General features: G+C 67.3%; 18 protein-coding genes. 9 read left to right on the forward strand and 9 right to left on the reverse strand.

Annotated elements, in window-relative coordinates:
• Positions 1-107 precede the first annotated feature (107 nt).
• From QOC76_RS08670 to QOC76_RS08690, 5 genes are read left to right on the forward strand one after another with little or no spacing between them, the layout of a single operon-like run.
• Positions 108-515, forward strand: a complete 408-nt coding sequence (locus QOC76_RS08670) for a hotdog family protein (RefSeq protein WP_526356315.1) — start codon at positions 108-110, stop codon at positions 513-515.
• A complete protein-coding gene (locus tag QOC76_RS08675; RefSeq protein ID WP_526356236.1) occupies positions 515-1720 on the forward strand; it encodes a thiolase family protein in 1206 nt (401 codons plus the stop codon). The genes QOC76_RS08670 and QOC76_RS08675 overlap by 1 nt, the downstream gene beginning before the upstream one ends.
• Positions 1717-2157: a Zn-ribbon domain-containing OB-fold protein gene (locus tag QOC76_RS08680; protein ID WP_526356238.1), complete on the forward strand. Its 441-nt coding sequence runs from the start codon at positions 1717-1719 to the stop codon at positions 2155-2157. Before QOC76_RS08675 ends, QOC76_RS08680 begins: the two co-directional genes overlap by 4 nt.
• Entirely contained in the window at positions 2150-3724 is a 1575-nt protein-coding gene (fadD1, locus tag QOC76_RS08685; RefSeq protein ID WP_526356240.1) for a fatty-acid--CoA ligase FadD1, read from the forward strand. The genes QOC76_RS08680 and fadD1 overlap by 8 nt, the downstream gene beginning before the upstream one ends.
• Positions 3721-5040, forward strand: coding sequence for a lipase family protein (locus QOC76_RS08690; RefSeq protein WP_526356242.1), 1320 nt, complete (start codon positions 3721-3723; stop codon positions 5038-5040). Before fadD1 ends, QOC76_RS08690 begins: the two co-directional genes overlap by 4 nt.
• Here QOC76_RS08690 and QOC76_RS08695 read toward each other — a convergent pair.
• The 4 genes from QOC76_RS08695 to QOC76_RS08710 all read right to left on the reverse strand — a co-directional run bounded on the left by QOC76_RS08695 (position 5037) and on the right by QOC76_RS08710 (position 8983).
• On the reverse strand, positions 5037-5960 hold the full coding sequence (locus tag QOC76_RS08695; protein WP_526356244.1) for an SDR family NAD(P)-dependent oxidoreductase: 924 nt from the start codon (positions 5958-5960) through the stop codon (positions 5037-5039). The two genes, QOC76_RS08690 and QOC76_RS08695, sit on opposite strands and share 4 nt — an antisense overlap.
• Positions 5961-6007: 47 nt before the next feature.
• The gene (gene fmdA / locus QOC76_RS08700) at positions 6008-7255 is read right to left on the reverse strand and encodes a formamidase (RefSeq protein ID WP_526356247.1); all 1248 of its coding nucleotides are present in this window, start codon (positions 7253-7255) and stop codon (positions 6008-6010) included.
• Between the two features lie 14 nt (positions 7256-7269).
• A complete protein-coding gene (locus QOC76_RS08705; RefSeq protein ID WP_526356249.1) occupies positions 7270-7554 on the reverse strand; it encodes an FmdB family zinc ribbon protein in 285 nt (94 codons plus the stop codon).
• A gap of 163 nt (positions 7555-7717) precedes the next feature.
• Complete coding sequence (locus QOC76_RS08710; protein WP_526356251.1) at positions 7718-8983, reverse strand: cytochrome P450; 1266 nt, start codon at positions 8981-8983, stop codon at positions 7718-7720.
• Positions 8984-9046: 63 nt separating this feature from the next.
• Here QOC76_RS08710 and QOC76_RS08715 point away from each other — a divergent pair, with 63 nt between their 5' ends.
• From QOC76_RS08715 to QOC76_RS08725, 3 genes are all read left to right on the forward strand, one after another.
• A complete protein-coding gene (locus tag QOC76_RS08715; RefSeq protein ID WP_526356253.1) occupies positions 9047-9982 on the forward strand; it encodes an alpha/beta hydrolase in 936 nt (311 codons plus the stop codon).
• Positions 9979-11568, forward strand: a complete 1590-nt coding sequence (locus tag QOC76_RS08720) for a flavin-containing monooxygenase (RefSeq protein WP_526356255.1) — start codon at positions 9979-9981, stop codon at positions 11566-11568. The genes QOC76_RS08715 and QOC76_RS08720 overlap by 4 nt, the downstream gene beginning before the upstream one ends.
• Positions 11569-11644: 76 nt before the next feature.
• Positions 11645-12454, forward strand: a complete 810-nt coding sequence (locus QOC76_RS08725) for a DUF1206 domain-containing protein (protein WP_526356257.1) — start codon at positions 11645-11647, stop codon at positions 12452-12454.
• A 5-nt stretch (positions 12455-12459) separates the two neighbouring features.
• Here the strand turns inward: QOC76_RS08725 and QOC76_RS08730 are convergent, their stop codons facing one another.
• Positions 12460-13236: an aminoglycoside phosphotransferase family protein gene (locus QOC76_RS08730; protein WP_526356259.1), complete on the reverse strand. Its 777-nt coding sequence runs from the start codon at positions 13234-13236 to the stop codon at positions 12460-12462.
• A gap of 333 nt (positions 13237-13569) precedes the next feature.
• On the opposite strand from QOC76_RS08730, the gene QOC76_RS08735 reads away from it, so the two are divergent.
• The gene (locus tag QOC76_RS08735) at positions 13570-14199 is read left to right on the forward strand and encodes a DUF4189 domain-containing protein (protein ID WP_526356261.1); all 630 of its coding nucleotides are present in this window, start codon (positions 13570-13572) and stop codon (positions 14197-14199) included.
• A gap of 14 nt (positions 14200-14213) precedes the next feature.
• On the opposite strand, the gene QOC76_RS08740 is transcribed toward QOC76_RS08735, so the two are convergent.
• The 4 genes from QOC76_RS08740 to selD are packed head-to-tail and all read right to left on the reverse strand — an operon-like array spanning position 14214 to position 18976.
• Entirely contained in the window at positions 14214-16310 is a 2097-nt protein-coding gene (locus tag QOC76_RS08740) for a molybdopterin cofactor-binding domain-containing protein (RefSeq protein ID WP_526356263.1), read from the reverse strand.
• Positions 16307-17299, reverse strand: coding sequence for an FAD binding domain-containing protein (locus QOC76_RS08745; RefSeq protein ID WP_526356265.1), 993 nt, complete (start codon positions 17297-17299; stop codon positions 16307-16309). The genes QOC76_RS08740 and QOC76_RS08745 overlap by 4 nt, the downstream gene beginning before the upstream one ends.
• Positions 17296-17919 (reverse strand): (2Fe-2S)-binding protein, encoded by a 624-nt coding sequence (locus QOC76_RS08750; RefSeq protein WP_526356267.1) that lies wholly within the window; start codon positions 17917-17919, stop codon positions 17296-17298. The genes QOC76_RS08745 and QOC76_RS08750 overlap by 4 nt, the downstream gene beginning before the upstream one ends.
• Before the next feature lie 43 nt (positions 17920-17962).
• Entirely contained in the window at positions 17963-18976 is a 1014-nt protein-coding gene (gene selD, locus QOC76_RS08755) for a selenide, water dikinase SelD (protein ID WP_526356269.1), read from the reverse strand.
• Positions 18977-18994: the final 18 nt, after the last annotated feature.

Below are 18994 nucleotides of genomic sequence, written 5' to 3' on the forward strand. Positions count from 1 at the left end.
CCGCGACCAGACGCAAACTCGCACCAAACTCACCCGAAAAGGGCGATTTTGCGTCTGCTCGCGAGGGAACGCAGGGGCACTTCGAGGACGTCGACACCGGTGATGGGATACCGGTTCTGACCGTCTCGGTCGACGAGACGCAGATGTTCTTCTTCAGCGCCGCCACCTACAACGGGCATCGCATCCACTACGACAAGGAGTGGGCGCGCGACCGCGAAGGCTACGACAATGTGCTCGTGCAGGGCCCGCTGCAGGCGGCGCTGTTGTCGAGGGCGTTGACGGACTGGATCGGCGGCGACGGGCGGCTGGTGGCGTTCTCGGTGCAGAACCGCGCGATCGCCTATCCGGGTCAGGAGTTGACGTTCGGGGGTGTCGTCACCGGCAAGCGCTCCGACGCGCACGCGAGCAGCGAAGACGGCGCCGGGCTGGTCGATCTCGACATCTTCTGCAGGTGCGGCGAGGACGTGCTGATGCCGGGCACCGCCACCGTCACCTTGCCGCATCGGAGCGCGTGATGACGGGCCTGCGCGGCGAGGCGGCCATCGTCGGCATCGCGGAGTTGCCCGCAGAGAAGAAGCCGAGCGGCCCGCCGTTGTTCACGCTAGACCAGTACGCGCGGCTGGCGAAGATGGTCATCGAGGACTCCGGCGTCGATTCCGGTGTGGTGAACGGGCTTTCGACGCACGGCATCGGCGAGTCGAGCTTGTTCGCGCCGGCCACGCTGTCGGAGTACCTGGGTATGGCGCTGGACTTCGGCGACCGTGTCGACTTGGGCGGCGCAACCGCGGCGGGCATGGTGTGGCGGGCGGCCGCGGCCGCCGAACTCGGTCAGTGCGATGCGGTGCTCGTCGTCATGCCCGGGTCGACGGAGGTTCCGCGATCGGAGGCGAAGCCCGGCCGGACGCTCAGCTGGTACGGCGCGTCGAGCAACAACTACGGCTCCCCGCAGGCCGAGTTCGAGATTCCGTACGGCAACGTCGGGCAGAACGGCCCGTACGCGCAGATCGCGCAGCGCTATGCTCACGAATTCGGCTATGACGCAGGCGCGTTGGCGCGGATCGCGGTGCACCAGCGGTTGAACGCGTGCGCCCACCCCGGTGCGGTGTTCCATGGCAAGCCGATCACCGTCGACGACGTGCTGAACAGCCCGGTGATCGCCGACCCGATCCACATGCTCGAGACGGTGATGCGGGTGCAGGGCGGCGCGGGCGTGCTGATCGCGAGCGCCGACGTGGCTCGGCGGTCCCGTCATCGCCCGGTGTGGATCAAGGGTTTCGGCGAGCACATCCGGTTCAAGACACCGACTTACGCCGACGATCTCATCCGCACCCCAATCGCCCGCGCGGCCGAACGGGCGTTCACGATGGCAGGCGTGCAGCGGTCCGACATCGACATGGCGTCGATCTACGACTGCTACACGATCACCGTGCTGATGACGCTGGAAGACGCCGGCTTCTGCGGCAAGGGCGAGGGCATGAAGTGGCTGACGAAGCGCGACCTGACCTTCCGCGGCGACTTCCCGATCAACACCGCGGGCGGGCAGCTGTCGTATGGGCAGGCCGGCATGGCAGGCGGCATGCACCATGTGGTCGACGGCGCGCGCCAGGTGATGGGCCGCTCCGGCGAGGCGCAGGTCGCCGACTGCAACACGGCGTTCGTCACCGGTAACGGCGGCATCATGAGCGAGCAGGTCGCTCTGATCCTGGGTGGCGACCGATGAGCGCGCCGTTGCCGGAGCCGACGCCGGTCTCGCAGCCGTTCTGGGATGCGTTGCGCGAGCGCCGGATTCTGATCCAGTACTCGCCGTCGGCGGGACGCTACGTCTTCTACCCGCGCATGCTGGTGCCGGGCACGCTGGCCGACGATCTGGAGTGGCGCGAGATCGACGGCGCCGGCTCGCTGTACACCTACACTGTGGCTCGCAGACCGACCGGGCCGCCGTGGGCGGAGAAGCTGCCGCAGCTGCTGGCCGTCGTCGAATGGGACGTCGGCCCGCGGGTGAGCACCGAACTCGTCGACGTCGAACCCGGGGACATTCGCATCGGGATGCGAGTGACGCCCGTCTTCTGCGATGTGCCCGATGCGGGAATCACGCTGCTGCGCTATCGGCCTACCACGGAGCGAGGCTTGTCCGAGCGACCAGGCAACCATGTTTGAGACAGTGCAGCAGCTGCTGCGATCGCGGATCGACGACGACAGTGTCGCGATGGTGCACGAGGAGCGGACGTGGACGTGGCGGGAGCACTTGGCCGAGGCGGCGGCGGAGGCGTCGGCGCTGATCGAGCTGGCCGACCCGTCGCGTCCCATGCATGTCGGTGCGCTGCTCGGCAACACACCGGCGATGCTGCGGGCGATGGCGGCGGCCGCGCTCGGTGGGTACGTGTTGTGCGGCATCAACACGACGCGGCGGGGCGACGGGCTGGCGGCCGACATCAGGCGGTCGGACTGCCAATTGGTGCTCGCCGACAGCGATCACATGCCGCTGCTCGAGGGTCTCGACCTGGGCCGTGCGACGGTGCTCGATGTCGACGGACCTGACTACCGCGACCCGGTGGCGTCAGCGAAACCGCTTGAGCCGTATGGCGAAGCCGCCGGTGCGGACCCCGTCGTCCTGCTGTTCACGTCGGGCACAAGCGGTGATCCGAAGGCAGTGAGATTCGCGCACGCGATGGCGGTGCTGTGCGGCGCCAGCCTGGCCGAGCGGTTCGAGTTGACCGCCGACGACGTCTGCTACCTGTCGATGCCGCTGTTCCACTCGAACGGGGTGGCGGCGGGTTGGGCGGTCGCCTTGGCGTGCGGCGCGACCATGGTGCCCGCGAAGTTCTCGCCGTCGCGATTCCTGGCCGACATCCGCCGCTACGGCGCGACGTACATGAACTATGTCGGCAAGCCGCTGGCCTTGGTGCTGAGCACGCCGGAGAAGCCCGACGATGCCGAGAACACGCTGCGGGCAGCGTTCGGCAACGAGGCGACCGAGCCCGACGTCGACGAGTTCGCCCGGCGGTTCGGCTGCCGCGTCGTCGACAGTTTCGGCTCCAGCGAGTTCGCCGTCGTCGTCATGCGCGAAGACGGCTGCCCGTCGGGCTCGATCGGCAGGGGATACCCGGGCGTCAGCGTGTACCACGCCGACACCGTGACGGAATGCGCACCGGCGGTTTTCGACGAGCACGGCGCACTGGCCAACTTCGACGAGGCGGTTGGCGAGCTGGTCAACACGTACGGCGTCGGCGGCTTCACCGGTTATTACAACGACCCCGCTGCCACCGAGGAGCGGATGCGGCACGGCATGTACTGGTCGGGCGACCTGGCCTACCGCGACGCCGACGGGTGGATCTATCTGGCCGGCCGCACCGCCGACTGGATGCGGGTCGACGGTGAGAACCTGGCAGCCGGCCCGATCGAGCGGATCCTGCAACGGCTACCCGAGATCAACCACGTCGCCGTCTACGCGGTACCCGACGAGCGGGTCGGCGACCAGCTTATGGCGGCCGTCGTCCTCAACGAGGGAGACACGTTGTCGCCCAGACGGTTCGAGGACTTCCTGGCAGCACAGCCCGACCTGTCGCCGAAGGCGTGGCCCAGCTACGTGCGCATCAACGAAGCGCTGCCGAAGACGGCGACGAACAAGATCCTCAAGCGCACGCTCATTCAACAGGGCGTCAGCGCAGCAGATGGTGTGCTGTGGAGACGTGAGGCTCGCGGACGGGAATACTCGGCGCAATGACCGACCCACTGCCACCGGAGGGCTTCTATCCTCTGCCGAGTGCGTTGCCCGTCGAGGTCGTCCCGGATCGGGCGTTCGTGGCGCAGCCGAACGACGACCCCTTCTACACCTATTCCGGCAGCACCCCGCTCGACCAGCTAGTGCCGGGCACGGTGCTCGCCACCCGCAGTGTTCCGTACCACATTCTGGGCCTGCCGACGCCGCTGAAGACCACGCAGCTGCTGTATCGGTCGACGAGCCAAACCGGTGGGCCGACCGCCAACGTCACCACCGTCATCCAGCCGCTGCACCAGCCCGATACGACCCGGATACTGTCGTATCAATCGGCTTACGACTCGCTGAACCGCAACGACCAGCCGTCGTATGCGATCAACGGCGGGCTGACTTTGGGCGGCCTCGTGCCCACCGTCGAGCTTGCGGTCTTCAGTTTGTTCCTCGCGCAGGGTTTCACGGTGATCGTGCCGGACACCGAAGGCCAGCGTGCCGACTTCGCCGCAGGCCCCGAGTACGGGATGAACACCCTGGACTCGATCCGCGCCGCGTTCAACGCGTCGGCGGTCGAAACGGCGAGCCACGCTGACGTCGCGCTGCTCGGCTACTCCGGTGGCGCGATCGCCGGCGAATGGGCCGCAGAACTCGCGCCGATGTACGCGCCGGATGTCAACGCCCGCTTGATTGGCGCGGCCATCGGCGGCGTGCTTGTGCACCCGGCGCACAACCTGCGTTACGTCGAGAACACCTACATCTGGGCGGGTGTGATGCCGATGGCGCTCATCGGGATCGCGCGGGCGTTCGAGGTCGATTTCACGCCGTACCTCACGGCACGCGGCTTGGAGCTTTACCGCGCCATGCAGAGCTCGTCGATTGTGCACGTCCTCGGCCAGCGTCGGTATTGGCGGCTGAAATGGACCGATCTCGTCATCGCGGAGTTCCCGACGCCGGAGAGCCTTCGGCTGTTCGTCGAGGTGGCCAACCACCTCATCATGGGCACGGGCGGCACGCCTACCATTCCGCTGTTCATCGGGCAGGGCGCCAACGGTCTTCCCGAGGGCACTCCCGGCAACAAGCCGGGCATCGGCCGCGGCGACGGCGTGATGATCGCCGGCGACGTCCGCACGCTCGCGCGCCAGTACTGCGCGCGCGGAACCGTCGTGCACTACGAGCAGTACGACTTTCTCAGCCACATCTCGACCGTCGGACCCTGGCTGATGCAGGCCATCGACTGGATCCACGACCGGTTCGCCGGTCAGCCCGCGCCGAACAACTGCTCGTCGATCCCCGTCGGCAATCCCCTTGACCCGCTTCCGCTTCCCTAGAGAAACCGGTGGATCGCCTCGAATGCGTTCCCTTGAATTTCCGGGCTCGCGAAGTCGGCCACGACGGTCGCCTGGTCGACGAGGGAACCGGTCAACGTCTTGGCGGCGCTCGCATAGAAGCGACCGCTTTCGAGGTCGGTGGTAACAGTCGCGTCGACCAGCCGCCGCGCGCCCGCACTCACAGGATGCGACAGGCCGAACCGAGGCAAGACGTACGGCATAAGGACGCGATTCATCAGCGGCCGCGCGAGTGCCGGCATATCCCTGAAGACATCGGTGCCCGCCGTGTTGCCGGGGCTGACGGTCAGCAGACGCAACTGTGGGTTGCGACGGGCGAGTTCGGACATCCACAGGGCGCCCAGGTATTTGACTTGCCCATACGCGAGTCCACCGTCGACCTTCTGTCCCTCGAAGATCGATCCGTCGACGACGCTCGCGAACTCGTCGACCGAGTGCTCCGCGAAGGTGGGACGCTTGATGCCCAGCTTGGGTACGCCCCGCGCGGCCTCACTGCCGACCAGCACCGCCGAAGCGGTCAGGCCGTCAGCAGCGATCAGCTGCTCGAGCAGCGCCACGTGACCGAGCACGTTCGACGCGAAGATCTCGGTGACCCCTTCTTCGGTAAGCGCCATCGGTGCCGAACCGCCCATGCCGCCTGCGTTCATGACGACTGTCTGAAGCGGCGCGTCGATGGTGTCGACTGCCGAGCGGACCGAGCCGAGGTCACTGGTGTCCATCAGTACGGTCGCGAAGATGGACTTGCCGGTGGCGCGTTCGAGTTCGGCCCGCGCGGCCGCCGCCTTCTCCCGATTTCGGCATGCGAGGTAGATGCTGTCGAAGCTGCCGAGGTCGGCAAGCTGCCTGGCGACCTCTTTACCGATACCGGAGTTCGCACCGGTGATCAGCGCGCATGAGGCCATGCCTCACTATTGCAGGACGGGCCGACAGCCGGGTGCCGGGAAGAATGTCACGACGACAAGGCGCAGCTGCCGCGATCTGCCCGTACCGGGCCGCTGGCCGACGGCGTGATGTCGAAATCGAAGATAGCTGTGGGCAAATAGAGCGAACAGCATGCGTTGGGGATGTCCACGACGCCGCTGACGCGCCCCTCGATCGGCGCTGCGCCGAGGAGCAGATAGGCCTGCGCGCCGGAGTAGCCGAATTTCTCCAGGTAGGCGACGGCGTTGAGGCAGGCATTGCGGTACGCCGTGGTCGCGTCGTTGTACAACTGCGTGTCGGTTTCGTGGTCGACGCCGATACCGATGAATGTCAGAAACTCCGTGTAGCGCGGCTCGACGTTGCCCGGCATCAGGATCGGGTTCGTGGTGACGCCGTATGTCTCCATGCCGCCCTTGATCAGATCGATGTGGAAATCGATGAATCCACCCATCTCGATCGCGCCGCAGAAGGTGATCTCGCCGTCGCCCTGGCTGAAATGCAGATCGCCGCCGGAGAACAGGGCGCCGGGAACATGAACGGGGTAGAACACCCGCGACCCGCGGGTGAAGTTCTTTATGTCGTGATTGCCGCCGTTCTCCCGAGCCGGGACGGTCCGTGCGCCGTCACGACCGATGGCAGCCAGCGCATCTCCGGTTGCGGTGCCACCCAACACGTTTTCCTCCAGCGGCGGTAACGCAAGCGGCGGCACGCGCTCGGGGTCCGTATCGATCAGCGCGCGTTCGCGGGCGTTCCAGCGTGCCAGCAGCTCGGGTGACGGCGCCGTGCCGAATAGTCCCGGATGGGTGATGCCGGTGAACTCGACGCCAGGAATGTGGCGCGACGTGCATTTCTGGCCGGCGAAATCCCAGATCGCCTTGTAGGCGTCAGGAAATTGGTCGGTGAGAAAGCCGCCGCCGTTGGCCTTGGCGAAGATCCCGGTGTAGCCCCAGCCCTGACCTGGAGCGTCGCCAACCTCCTGCGGCACGGGGCCGAGGTCGAGGATGTCGATGACGAGGAGGTCGCCAGGCTCGGCGCCTTCCACGTAGAGCGGGCCTGACAGCATGTGGGCGTGTGTCAGGTCGACGTCGCGAACATCGTTCGCGGAGTCGTTGTTGCCGATCTGACCGTCTGTCCATTCCCGGCATTCCACCCGAACATGCTGTCCCGGGCGGACATTGGCTGCCGGTGGGACACCGGGGTGCCACCGGTTGTGACCTGGCACAGCCTGATCGCGCATCGAACGTGCCTGATCAACCGAAAATACGACGTCGGGCATGACAACCTCCAGATTCAGGGACGAGGCAGCCGGGCGTGCCGCGGGTCCGACGTGATGCGGGTAGCTCGTCGCGACTGCCCGGGCACCGATGACACGACCTGCGGCGCGTCGGCGCTGCGTTCGCTCGCCCCATAGGCCCGCCGCAGCCGTTCATCGACTGCGTGCAATGCGGGTGAACCGAACATTCGGCCGGCGGCTCGGCCACACTCGGGGCACGGTGCGGATGCCCCCGATTCAGCCATCGGACGCACGACGGCGAAGTCGCCGCACGCAACACAGGAAAATCGATAAGTCGGCAAGGCCTACCTCCGTGAGACCCGTGCTACACGGCTACATGTGCTGAAGCTGCGGCGCTGCGGCATCTATGGCCATAGTAGTGACCGATGCCGAGTTGTCATCTCGACCTTCAGCGATTTCGGCGCGCTCGCGTGCGCTCAGCGTCGATTAGCGCGCCGAAATCCCTCAGTACGGGCCCCGGTATTCGACCTGCCAGTGTTTGATCCCGTTGATGAAGCTCGACCGCAGGCGCTCTGGTGCGGAGACGGGTGTCAGCTCGGGAATATGGTCGGCGATCGCGTTGAACATCAGGTCGATGGTCATCCTGGCGAGGTTGGCGCCGACGCAGTAGTGCGCGCCGGTGCCGCCAAACCCCAGGTGCGGGTTGGGATCCCGCAGAATGTTGAACGCGTAGGGGTCGTCGAAGACGTCCTCGTCGAAGTTCGCCGACCGGTAGAACAGCACCAGCCGCTGGCCCTTCTTGATCTGCACACCGTCGAGCTCGGTGTCGACCAATGCGGTGCGCTGGAAAGCGGTGATGGGGGATGCCCAGCGGATGATCTCGTCGGCCGCGGTCTTCGGACGCTGCGCCTTGAACAATTCCCACTGGTCGGGGTGGTCGGTGAAGGCCATCATGCCCTGGGTGATCGAGTTGCGGGTCGTCTCGTTGCCGGCCACCGTCAGGGTGACGACGAACATCCCGAACTCGGCCTCGGTCAGCTGCCCGTCGGCTTCGGAGTCGATCAATGTGCTGACGATGTCCTCGCCGGGCTCCTCGGCCTTGCGTTGCGCCAATTGCATGGCGTACCAGATCAACTCGCCTGTTGCGCCCAGTGAGTCGTATCCCGCGAACTCGGGGTCGTCGCCGCCGATCATCTGGTTGGTCCAGTCGAACAGCTTGTTGCGGTCCTCCAGCGGAACTCCGAGAAGCCCGGCGATGGCATGCAGCGGCAGTTCGCGCGCGACCTGGAGAACGAAGTCGCCGGAGGTTTGCCCGGCGGCCTCGGCGGCGATGCGCTGAGCCCGCTCGTTGAGGTCGGCGCGGAGTCGCTCGACGGCGCGTGGCGTGAACCCGCGGGAGATGATCTTGCGCAGTCGAGTGTGCTCGGGGTCGTCCATCATCAGCATGGACAGCCTGGAGGCCTTGATCTGTCCCTTGACGTCCACCGACGGCTTGAAGTGCGGGACCACCGTCTTGGCCGCCGACGAGAACACGTCGCTGCGCAGCGATACTTCGCGGACGTCGCGGTGCTTGCTGACCACCCAGAAGCCGCCGTCGCCGAACCCGCCCACATCGCGTGGCTGCTCGTTCCACCAGATCGGTGCGGCGCGGCGGACCTCCGCGAACTCCTCCGTTGGCAGCCGTTCGGCGTAGATGTCGGGATCGGTGAAGTCGAAGCCGGGCGGCAGGTTGGGAGCGGCTCGGCGGACGCGAGGAGCAGATGGGGTCATGCGGACCTCCTCGGGGTGGCTTTCGTGATGGTAGCCAGCGATCGTGCATTACGGTTGCCGATCATGGACGACGGCGTGCAGAAATTCATGCGTGCCGCCGCCGACGCCTTCCCCGACCTCTCGACAATGACCGCCCAGCAAGCGCGGGCGTTTCTGGCCGGGCGGCGCCTCGCTGTCACGAACCTCGGCGACGTGGCGAGCGCGGACGATCGCACGATTGCAGGCCAGGGCGGCGACGTGCCGGTGCGCATCTACCGCCCGTACGGCGACAGCGCGTCACGGCCGGCAGTGGTGTTCGCGCACGGCGGCGGATTCGTGCTGTGCGATCTCGATTCGCACGACGGGTTCTGCAGGGCGATGTCGCGGTTCACCGAGACGGTCGTCGTGTCGGTGGACTACCGACTGGCACCGGAGCATCGCGCGCCTGCGGCCGTGCAGGACGTGTTCGCCGCGTACTGCTGGGTGACGGAGCACGCCGACGAACTCGGCGTCGACCCGTCGCGGGTGCTGGTCGCCGGGGACAGCGCGGGCGGCAACCTCGCCGCGGTCACCACGCTGATGTGCCGCGAGCAGAGCGGCCTCATGCCCGCGGGGCAGGTGCTGATCTATCCGGTCATCGAACCGTTCTTCGACACCGAGAGCTATCGCAAGTACTCGACCGGATACGTGAACACCCGCGATGCGATGCAGTTCTACTGGCGGCAGTACCTCGACGACAAGCTGCCTTCTCCGGAATATCTGGTGGCGCCGGGGCGGGCCGAAACGCACGAGGGTCTGCCGCCCGCGGTCGTCGTGACGGCCGGGTTCGACGTGCTGCACAGCGAAGGCGTGGCGTATGCGCAGCGGCTGCGGGCGGCGAATGTGCCCGTGGTGCATCGTGACTACCCCGGCCTGTTCCACGGCTTTCTGACGATGATGCCGTTCGGTGCGGGGGCTGCGGCGCGGGAATTGCTGTGGGCTGACATGCGGCGGTTGCTCGCCGTGGGAGTCGAGGCATGAGCAGCGATGCGATCGTGATCGGCGCGGGCTTCGCCGGGCTGTATGCGGTGCATCGGTGTCTCTCGGATGGCCTGACGGTGCGCGGCGTCGAGGCGGCGCCGAGCGTCGGCGGCACCTGGTACTGGAATCGCTATCCCGGCGCCCGCTGCGACGTCGAAAGCGTCGACTACTCATACTCTTTCGACGAGGACCTGCAGAGCGAATGGACGTGGACGGAGCGGTTCGCGGCGCAGCCGGAGATTTTGGCGTACCTCGACCACGTGGCGGACCGGTTCGATCTGCGCCGTCACTACCAGTTCGACACCGAGGTGGTCGGTGCGCAGTTCGACGGCGGCGAGTGGGTGGTACAGACGTCGGATGGCCAGAGCCGTCGCGCCCGGTTCCTCCTGTGCGCGACGGGCTGCCTGTCGGCGGTGAACCGGCCCGACATTTCCGGGCTCGACCACTTCGCGGGCCAGGTGTACTACACCGCTGCGTGGCCGCGTGAGGATCCGCACCTGCGTGGCAAGAGGATTGGTGTGATCGGCACGGGATCGTCGGGTATCCAGGTGACGCCGATCCTCGCCGAGCAGGCCGCGTCATTGGTGGTGTTTCAGCGCTCGCCCAATTACACGATCCCGATGCCGAACTACCCGTGGTCGGACGAGGACACCGAGCGCATCCGCGAGGAGTATCCGCAGCGCAGGCAGCGCTCGGCCTACGCGCCTGCGGGCACGCCGCACGGTACGTATCACAAGAACGCGCTCGAGACCGATCCAGACGAGCGCGAAGAGGCCTTGTGGAAGCGGTGGCGCCACGGCGGGGTGTTGTTCGGCAAGACGTTCCCCGACCAGGGTTCGGTGCTCGAGGCCAACGACATCGCTCGGCGGTTCGCGGAGGACCGCATCCGTGACATCGTCGACGATCCGGCCGTCGCCGCGGACTTGATCCCCACCGACCATCCGATCGGCACGAAGCGCATCTGCACCGATGCGGGCTACTACGCGACGTTCAACCGCGACAACGTGCGGCTGGTGAACCTGCGCCGCGAACCCATCGAGGCGGTCACGCCGGACGGTGTGCGCACGAGCGAGGCGACGTACGAATGCGATGTTCTGGTGTTCGCAACGGGTTTCGACGCACTCACGGGTGCGATGACGCGCATCGACCCGGTGGGTCCGGATGGGGATCGGTTGTCGGCGCTGTGGGCGGACGGGCCGGTGACGTTGCTCGGGGTGATGGTGCCGCGGCTGCCCAACCTGTTCAGCTTCAGCGGACCGGGCAGCCCGTCGGTGTTGTCGAACATGGTGCTGCACGCCGAGGTACAGGTCGACTGGGCCGTCGAGTTGATGCTCGAGGCCAGGCGCCGCGGCATCACCGAGGTCGAACCGCGCCGCGACGCCGCGGAGGCCTGGACCGCCCACGTCGGTGAGGCCGCCGACCAGACGCTGTTCCCGAGGGCGGAGTCGTCCTGGTATCTCGGGTCGAACATCGACGGCAAGAAGCGAGTCTTCATGCCGTACATCGGCGGCTTCGGCAATTATCGGAGGTCGCTCGATGACGTAGCCGCGCAGGGCTATCCCGGCCTCGTCCTGACCACTCGCTGAAGCTTGCCGGGCCAGCACTGTTTCGGTTATTGCAGCCCGGGTAGACCGACTGGGTGGCAGCGGTGGACGACGGACGGTGAGCTTCAAGACCGCCGTCAATCGGGCCACTGACAACCGCGCGCTGCAGCGGGTGGCCCGTGCCGGCTATCTGATCAGCGGAACGCTGCACCTTCTCATCGCGGTCATCATCGTGCGGCTCGCGCTCGGTTCCGGTGGGGAGGCGGACCAGGCGGGCGCGCTGGCGACGCTCGCGAACAGGCCGGGAGGAACGGCGACATTGTATGTCGTCACGGCCGGCCTGGTGGCTCTGGCGATGTGGCGGCTCTCCGAGAGTGTGCTCGGTCTGCATCCCGCCGAGCATTCCGACGCGCACAAGCGCGAGTCGCCGATTGTGCACCGGTTGAAGGCATTCGGGTTGGCCTTCGTTTACGGCGCGGTGGCCTTGACGGCAATTCAATTCGCTCTCGGCGCCCAGACGCGGGGCAGCAGGCAGACGGCGGGCGTGAGTGCACGGTTGATGCAGTCGGGCGTCGGGAAGGCCGTGCTGGTGGTGGTCGGGCTCGTCATCGTGGTGATCGGCGGCTACTACGCCCGTAAGGGCGTATCGAGGAAGTTCCTCAACGACCTTAATGTGACGGGCGGACGGCTGATCACCGCGCTGGGTGTCTGTGGACACATCGCGGAGGGCTTGGTGTTGTCGGCGGTCGGCATCTCCGTCATCGTGGCCACGTTCCTCGAAGACCCGACCAAGGCGAGCGGCCTGGACGGCGCCGTCAAGGCGCTGGGATCTACTCGGTTCGGCGGCGCGATATTGATCGCCGCCGCAGTCGGTTTCGCGGCATACGGCCTCTACAGCTTGGCGTTGACACGGTACTCGCGGATGTGACGTGGTCAGTCCTGCACGGCCTTCGCCAACGCTATGTACCTCGTCAAGTTGGCGGCGTCGCGGGTCGCCTCCCGAACCACCCGGACGATGACATACGAACGTGCGCGGTCCTCGTCGAAGCCGGCGGCATCGACCAGCGCATAGAACCGCCGCTGAACTCCTGAGCGGACGTTGTCGCCGATCTCGGCCCAGCGGTGCCACAGCATCGGCGCCAGCTCGTAGTGCCGGTCGCCGTTCACCGGCCTGGGAGAGATCGCCAGCCAAGGCTGGCGGTCGGCGGCCAGGACGTGCCCGTAGTGCAGGTCGCCATGCAGGACGTGGTCGGCCGGTTCTGTCACCAATGCGCGGCAGAGCGTGACCGCCTGCTCGACGAGCCGGTGCGGGATCGCAGCGCTCCGTGGCAGCGCCGCAAAGTCGTCGGCCCATTGTCCGAGAAGCGATGCGAGCGAGGGTAATTGCGGCATCGCCGCCACATGAAGGCGACCGTACAACCGTGCGACCACCTCGCAGCCGTCGACGTCGGACATGGTGTGCAGCGTCTTTGAATCCAGGCGCTCCAGCAGTACAGCCCCTCGGTGCGGATCCGCGCGCAGAAGCCGCACCGCGCCGTCGCCGGCCCAGCGCCGCAGCACCAGGTGTTCGTGCTCGGAGTTGCCGATCTTCAGCACCGCGCGAACCCCATCGGATGTGCGCACGGGGATGACCGCAGCCCGGGAGGCGCGCACCACGTCGCCGTCGACGCGAAGTCCCCACTCGTCGACGAGGTCGGCGACGCCGGTCACGCCGTTAGCAGTGCATCAGCCATCTTCCTGATGCTATTGCCCGAAGAGCTGCTGTGTTGATGCCGGCAACCGAGAAACTCCGGTTTGCATGAGTTGTCGAGTCCGCACATGCGCAGAGCCCATCAGCGGATAGTCAGCAAACATACAACTGTCCGCAGCGACCATGAGCGAACTTACCAATTGGTCCGTGAAGGAAATTGTGGTCGCCCGGGCGCTTGGTAGCGGCAAAACCCAAGGCAAAGGACGCATCATGACGAACAAATCCACCCCGCGACGGCGCATTCGAATCGGTGCGGGCGTCCTCCTCCTCACCGCAGGAGCGGCCTCAACGGCGTGCTCGGCGCAACGCCGACCGCCAACGCGGCGGACGCCTACGTCGCACTTTCTGTCGGTCTTGCCAACGACAATCCGCCCGTTCGCACGATCGGAGGCATGGGGATAGGACCCGACGCCGATCAGGCCCGCATCGCGTCGCTGTCGAACTGCCAGAACAACGGCGGCAACCAGTGCGTGTTCGAGATGAGCGCCAAGAACGAATGCGCTGCGGCCGCCGCGAACGACGGCGGCCAAATCGAGGCGGCGTCGGACCCGTCGGTTCAAGCCGCGGAGACCAGCGCGATGGGCAAGCTGCAGAACTCACCGGGCGCCCAGGTCGTCGTGTCGGGCTGCTCCAATGGCCAGGTTCAGCCGCCGCCACCGAACCAGCCGCCACCCGCCCCCACGCAAGGCCCAACCGTGTCGTTCAAGACGATCGTCGGCGGTCGGCAGGCCCACATCACCGACCGCAGTGGCGTTTCGTCGCAATGCACCTACACGGCGGATGACTACAACCGCAGCTTCGCGCTGCCCGCCAACTCCAGCTATGACCTCAAGATCGTTCCTGCGGTCCCGCAGTTCCGCAATTGGAACATCACCATCGCTTGCGATAACGGCACCAGCACTCAGACCACCGACTACTTCTGAACGCACCAAACGATTTACGACGTCAGAAAGGCGTCACACGTCACCGGTAGGTCTCGCACCCGTACGCCGGTGGCGTGATAGACGGCGTTGACCACCGCCGCCGCGGACCCGACGATGCCGATCTCGCCCCCGCCGCGCGAGCCCATCGGGTTGGCGTGCCTGTCGATGTCGTCGAGCGCGATGGCGTCGATGTGCGGGATGTCGGCATGCGCGCTGATGTGATAGGCGGCCAGGTCCCGGGTCACGACATGGCCGAAGCGGTGGTCGCGAAAGCCTTCCTCGTGCAACGCCATCGAGAGCCCCATCGTCATGCCGCCGATCAACTGCGAGCGCAGTGTCGTCGGATTGATCACCCGGCCGATCGAGAACACGCCGAGCATGCGCGACACACGGATCTCACCGGTGTGACGGCTGACTCGCGCCTCGACGAAATGCGCGCCGAACGAGTACATCGCGTGCTGCTTGGCCTCTTCGTTCTCCGGCGCGTCGACGGTCGTTGCGGCGCCGACCGCCGGGGTCTCGCCGTGGTCGTGCCGGAATTGTCGTGCCGCAGCGACGATGGTGCGGCCCCACGAACTGGTGCCGGAGGAGCCGCCTTCGACCGACGCAGCGGGAAGCTCGGTGTCGCCGATCTGCAGGTCGACCGCGCCCATCTCACACGACAGCGCGTCGGCGGCGATCTGCGACAGCGCCGTCCATGTGCCCGTGCCGATGTCGACGGCGCCGATCTGCACGGCGTAGCGCCCCTGTCCGACGTGCTCGATGCGAGCCGAGTTGCCGGGCTGGATCATCGCCGGGTACATCGCCGACGCGACACCGGTGCCGACAAACCATTCGCCGTCACGTCGTTGCCCCGGCGTGGGATCTCTTGGCGCCCAACCGAACCGCTCGGCGCCGGCATGCAGGCACTCGACGAGGCGGCGGTCCGACCATGGCTTGCCGGTGTCCGGGTCGACGTCGGGCTCGTTGCGGAGGCGCAGCTCGATCGGATCGATGTTGCAGGCCACCGCGAGCTCGTCCATCGCGACCTCGAGGGCGTACATCCCCGGGCACTCGCCGGGTGCGCGCATCCAGAATGGGACGGGCACGTCGAGCGGCGCCAGCCGGTGCGACGTCTTGCGGTTGGCGCCTGCGTACATCATTCGGGTCGGCACCGCGGTCTGCTCGGCGTACTCCTTGACCGTCGCGGTCTGTTCGACGACCTCGTTGCTGATCGCGGTCAGCGTGCCGTCGCGCTGCGCGCCGAGGCGGATGTGCTGGATTGTCGGTGTGCGGTAGCCGGCGATGTCGAACAGCTGCTGGCGGGTCAGTGCCAGTTTGACCGGACGGCCGCCGGCCCGCTGCGCGGCCATCACGGCGAGCGTGTTGTGCGAATGCGGCGCGCCCTTCGAGCCGAACCCGCCGCCGACGTGTTTGGCGATGACGCGCACCTGTTCCTTGTCGAGCCCGAAGATCGTCGCCACCCGCTGCCGGACGACATGCACTCCCTGGGTCGAGTCGTACATCGTCAACCGGAGCCGGCCGCCGCCGGTGTCCCAGATCGCTATGCACGCGTGAGGTTCCATCGGATTGTTGTACTCGTGCGGCGTGGTGTAGGTCTGGTCGACGACGACCTCGGCGCCACGCAGCGCCGCCTCGGGGTCGCCCTCGGAAGTGTCGGTGGGAAACGACGGGTTCACCTGTTCGGGCGCATACAACTTCGGATGATCGGCGCGCAGTTCGGTGTCATGCGTCGCGCTGTCGTAGTGCACGGTGACCAGACCCGCTGCGTGCCGGGCGGTTTCGGCGCTCTCGGCGATGACGCCGCCGATCAGCTGACCGTGGTAGTGCACCTCGTCGTCCTGCAGGATCGTCAGGTCGCCGTCGGACGTGTCGGCCAGTTGCGGTGCGTCGAAGACCGTGACGACGTCGACGACGCCGTCGACGGCGTGCGCCTCGGTGGTGTACATCGCGGTGACTCGACCGCGGGCGATGGTCGCCTGCACCGGATGGACATACAACGGATGGTCGACGCGGTGCTCGAACGCGTACGGCGCGGTGCCGGTGACCTTGGCGGGCCCGTCGAGGCGGGTGACCGCGGTGCCGATGACCCGGGGCTCGAGGGCGGTCACCGCCGCTGTCCTTCGGTCAGCGAGGTGAGCGTGGCGACGATCGTTCGCCGGGTGAGTTCGACCTTGAACTCGTTGCCGGGCAAGGGTTCCGCGTGCTCGAGCTCGGCGTCGGCGGCTGCGCGGAAGGCATCCTCGGTGGGTGGCGAGCCGACGAGCCTCTGCTCGACCCTTCGGGCTCGCCAAGGTTTGTGGGCGATACCGCCGAGGGCGATGCGCGCCGAGGAGACGGTGCCGTCGTCGACGACGACCTCGGCGGCGACGGACGTCAGCGCGAACGCATACGAGGCGCGATCGCGAACCTTGCGGTACGTCGAGCGGGCACCCTCCGGTGGCGCAGGTATCTCGACGGCGGTGATGAGGGCGCCGGGCGGCAGCACGGTGTCGACTTCGGGCCGGTCGCCGGGCAGCCGATGAAACTCCGTCAGCGGAATGCGGTGTTCACCGTCCCCGTCGACGAAGAGCACGTCGGTGTCAAGCGCTGCCATGGCGACAGCCATGTCGGAGGGGTGCACGGCCACGCAGTTCTCGGAGGCGCCGAGGATGGCGTGATAGCGGACGTAGCCGCCGATGGCCGAGCAGCCCGTGCCGGGAGTGCGCTTGTTGCACGGTGTGGTGACGTCCTGGAAGTACACGCAGCGGGTGCGCTGCAGCAGATTGCCCCCTGTGGTCGCGAGGTTGCGCAGCTGACCCGACGCAGCGGACAGCAAGGCGCGCGCCAGCATCGGGTAGCGGCTGCGGACGATCGGATGCGCGGCGAGGTCGCTGTTGCGGACATCGGCGCCGATGCGTACGCCGCCCTCGGGCAACTGGTCGACGTCCGACAAGGGCAGGTGGCCGACGTCGACAAGGAGGCCCGGCTCGACGAGGCCGAGTTTCATGTGGTCGACGAGGTTTGTGCCGCCCGCGAGGAACACGGCGTCGGGGCGGTCGGCAACGGAGGTCACGGCGTCGGCGACGCTGGTGGCGCGGTGGTAGTCGAAGGGGATCATCGGGCGGCCTGGTGCGGACGCGAGGAGCACATTGATTCCTGCGGACCCGAGGAGCCGATTGACTGGTGCGGACGCGAGGAGCCGATTGACTGATGCGGACGCGAGGAGCCGATTGCCTGGTGGATGGCGGCGACGATGTTGGGGTAGGCGGCGCAACGGCAGAGGTTGCCGCTCATGCGCTCGCGGATCTCGTCGTCGGTCAACTCGGGGGAGCCGCCGAGGTCGTCGGTGACGGCGCTGGGCTGGCCGGCCTTCACCTCGTCGAGCATGCCGACCGCCGAGCAGATCTGGCCGGGCGTGCAGTAGCCGCACTGGAAGCCGTCGTGCTCGAGGAAGGCCGCCGCGACCGGGTGCAGGGCGTCGGCGTCGCCGAGACCCGCGGCGGTGACGATCTCGGCGCCGTCGTGGGCGACCGCGAACGCCAGGCACGTGGTCGCGCGTCTGCCGTCGAGCAGGACTGTGCAGGATCCGCATTGGCCGTGGTCGCAGCCCTTCTTGGGGGCGGTCACGCCGAGGTGTTCGCGCAGCAGGTCGAGCAGGGTGATGCGGTTGTCGACGTGTACGTCGTGCTGGCTGCCGTCGACGCGCAGGCTGATGTCCGTGAACCGGGCTGCCTCCATCCGCGCGGCGTACCCGGTATCAGGGGGTGGAAACGGGCCGGCGTCAGCGCACCAGGATCGTGTGTTCGCCGCGCGGCACCAGTTCGCCGATGACGGGCGCGCCGGGGATCTCCCCGGCGATCAGCAGCCCGCCGGAGGTCTGCGCGTCGGCGAGCAGCAGCGCCTCGTCCTCGTCGATCGCCGAGAGGTCGGCATGCGGTCGGACCCAGTCGAGGTTGCGGCGGGTGCCGCCGCTGACGTAGCCCTCCTTCAGCGCGTCGCGCGCACCGTCGAGGTAGGGCACCGCCGCGGCATCGACGACGGCGGTGACGCCGCTGGCGCGCGCCAGCTTGTACAGGTGGCCCAGCAGGCCGAAGCCGGTGACGTCCGTCGCGCACTCGACACCCGCCGCCAGCGCCGCGACGGAAGCGTTCGCGTTGAGCGTCGTCATCAGCTCGATCGCCTGCGGGAACACCTCGCCCGTCGACTTGTGCCTGCTGTTGAGCACGCCGACGCCAAGCGGCTTGGTCAGCGACAGCGGCACACCCGGTTTGCCGGAGTTGTTGCGCAACAGGCGATCTGGATCGGCGATACCCGTCACCGCCAAACCGTACTTCGGCTCGGGGTCGTCGACGCTGTGGCCGCCCGCGAGATGGCAGCCGGCCTCACCGCAGACGTCGAGCCCGCCGCGCAGCGTCTCGGCCGCCAGCTCGAACGGCAGTACATCGCGCGGCCAGCCGAGCAGGTTGACCGCGACGACCGGCCGCCCGCCCATCGCGTACACGTCGGAGAGCGCGTTCGTCGCCGCTATCCGGCCCCAGTCGTAGGCGTCGTCGACGACCGGGGTGAAGAAGTCCGTCGTCGCGATCAGGGCAACGTTGCCTTCGATGCGCACGGCCGCCGCGTCGTCGCCGTCGTCCAGCCCGACGAGCAGTTCCCCGACCGGATCGCGCGGCGTGGCCTTCGTCAGCCCGCGGACCACCTCTTCCAGTTCGCCGGGAGGAATCTTGCAGGCACAGCCGCCGCCGTGCGCGTACTGCGTCAGTCGGTAACCCATGGCGTCCATCGTGCCTGCCATGATGATGCGATGGGCCAG

Source organism: Mycobacterium sp., from assembly GCF_032159565.1.
In the GTDB taxonomy this organism is placed as follows: domain Bacteria; phylum Actinomycetota; class Actinomycetes; order Mycobacteriales; family Mycobacteriaceae; genus Mycobacterium.

Bases quoted from the DNA above. Each gene is read 5' to 3' on its own strand.
- QOC76_RS08675 (WP_526356236.1), top strand. From the start codon at position 515: ATGACGGGCCTGCGCGGCGAGGCGGCCATCGTCGGCATCGCGGAGTTG.
- QOC76_RS08680 (WP_526356238.1), top strand. From the start codon at position 1,717: ATGAGCGCGCCGTTGCCGGAGCCGACGCCGGTCTCGCAGCCGTTCTGG.
- fadD1 (WP_526356240.1), top strand. From the start codon at position 2,150: ATGTTTGAGACAGTGCAGCAGCTGCTGCGATCGCGGATCGACGACGAC.
- QOC76_RS08690 (WP_526356242.1), top strand. From the start codon at position 3,721: ATGACCGACCCACTGCCACCGGAGGGCTTCTATCCTCTGCCGAGTGCG.
- QOC76_RS08695 (WP_526356244.1), bottom strand. From the start codon at position 5,960: ATGGCCTCATGCGCGCTGATCACCGGTGCGAACTCCGGTATCGGTAAA.
- fmdA (WP_526356247.1), bottom strand. From the start codon at position 7,255: ATGCCCGACGTCGTATTTTCGGTTGATCAGGCACGTTCGATGCGCGAT.
- QOC76_RS08710 (WP_526356251.1), bottom strand. From the start codon at position 8,983: ATGACCCCATCTGCTCCTCGCGTCCGCCGAGCCGCTCCCAACCTGCCG.
- QOC76_RS08715 (WP_526356253.1), top strand. From the start codon at position 9,047: ATGGACGACGGCGTGCAGAAATTCATGCGTGCCGCCGCCGACGCCTTC.
- QOC76_RS08720 (WP_526356255.1), top strand. From the start codon at position 9,979: ATGAGCAGCGATGCGATCGTGATCGGCGCGGGCTTCGCCGGGCTGTAT.
- QOC76_RS08745 (WP_526356265.1), bottom strand. From the start codon at position 17,299: ATGATCCCCTTCGACTACCACCGCGCCACCAGCGTCGCCGACGCCGTG.
- QOC76_RS08750 (WP_526356267.1), bottom strand. From the start codon at position 17,919: ATGGAGGCAGCCCGGTTCACGGACATCAGCCTGCGCGTCGACGGCAGC.
- selD (WP_526356269.1), bottom strand. From the start codon at position 18,976: ATGGCAGGCACGATGGACGCCATGGGTTACCGACTGACGCAGTACGCG.